This is a genomic window from uncultured Campylobacter sp. (assembly GCF_938045625.1).
Taxonomy (GTDB): Bacteria; Campylobacterota; Campylobacteria; order Campylobacterales; family Campylobacteraceae; genus Campylobacter_A.
Window position 1 is genome coordinate 1 of sequence record NZ_CALIAV010000020.1, and the last position, 1,289, is coordinate 1,289.

Consider the following 1,289-nt stretch of genomic DNA (forward strand, 5'->3'; position numbering starts at 1 on the left):
ACCATATTTTCGCTAGCGGCGATCTTGTTTTTATCCGCGAGCGCCGTGATCTGCGCCTTGGCGTCCTCGTAGTTTTTTACGCCCAAAAGCACTACGAAAAGGCTTGCGAAAATGATGATGAAGTAGATTTTAAAATTATGCTCGCGTAAGGCTTTCATACGGCGAGTATAGCAAAATCGGTCTAAATTTAGACCGATTTAAGCTTTTTTCAGAGTTAAAATTTTGCAAACGAACATCGCGGCGAGCACGACGAAGCAGACGCCAAAGCCCACGAGTGTGCAGTCGGCCATCGACATAAATTTGCTTGATGGGATGAGGTACCAGCCGTCCTGATAAAGATCGACGAGATACTTCTGAAAGCCGCTTAGCGTGACGCCCCCCGGCACTAGCGGATTATCGTAGCCGCAGTCGCCCGTAGGCAAGAACCAATCGGGCGCCCACCGCTCAAGCGGCAGGCCGAAAGGATAGTGCGGCTCGGTCGAGCAGCCCTGCACGCCAAAGGGATCGTCTCCGTGCACGGCGTCGTGGATCTTGGCGAGCTTTACGCTATACATTATGCCCTGGATCGCGCCCCAAAAGGCTAGCAGGTAGCCGAGCGCGGCGAGGAGTAAATTTTTAGGATTTATGATCGCCACAAAGCCCCCCAGCGCCATGCACAAAAATGCAAAGCGGATATAGACGCACTGCTCGCAAGGCGGCATATAGACGTAGTTTTGAAACAGCGAGTGCGCGAGGATAACAAGCCCTACGCTCACCGCTATAAGGATCGCCCACGGCAGGCGGCTATCTGCGAATTTCGCTATTTTTTCCGCAAATTTCATGCCCGCGCCCTATTTTTTGAGCAGCTCTTCAATTAGCTGCGCCATGCCATCGATTGAGCTGATGGACTTCGTCATGATGAGGTATTTGCCGTTTACGACGAACGCCGGCACGCCTTGGATCTTGGCTACGTCATAGCTCTCGTCCCATTTTTTAAGCAGTTCGGCGACTTTTGGATCCTCAAGCTTTTTTTGATAGTCCGCTTCGCTTATGCCCGCTGCGTCAAGCCCCGTCTTTAAAAACGCAGCCTCGTCCTTACCGTCGCTCCAGCGCTGCTTTTGATCGTGATAGGCCTTGTAGTAGGCAAATTTCGCCTTTTTAAACAGCGAGTTTTCATCTAGCAGGCTCACGCCCTTTTCCTCGTCCATCACGGCCAAAACGGCAAAAATTTTACTCGCTAGCTCGCCGTATTCGCCCTTGGTTTTTAGATGAAACGGCACGTATTTTAGCCCCGCGACCTTTTCTACGAC

At 51.5% G+C, this 1,289-nt stretch carries 2 protein-coding genes; both read right to left on the reverse strand.

Going from position 1 to position 1,289, the window contains the following annotated elements:
• Positions 1 to 197: 197 nt before the first annotated feature.
• Positions 198 to 821: a protein-disulfide oxidoreductase DsbI gene (dsbI, locus tag Q0386_RS01685; RefSeq protein ID WP_299026159.1), complete on the reverse strand. Its 624-nt coding sequence runs from the start codon at positions 819 to 821 to the stop codon at positions 198 to 200.
• 9 nt (positions 822 to 830) lie between these two features.
• Positions 831 to 1,289 (reverse strand): DsbA family protein (locus Q0386_RS01690; RefSeq protein WP_299026162.1); only part of this gene is annotated, 459 nt, incomplete at its 5' end.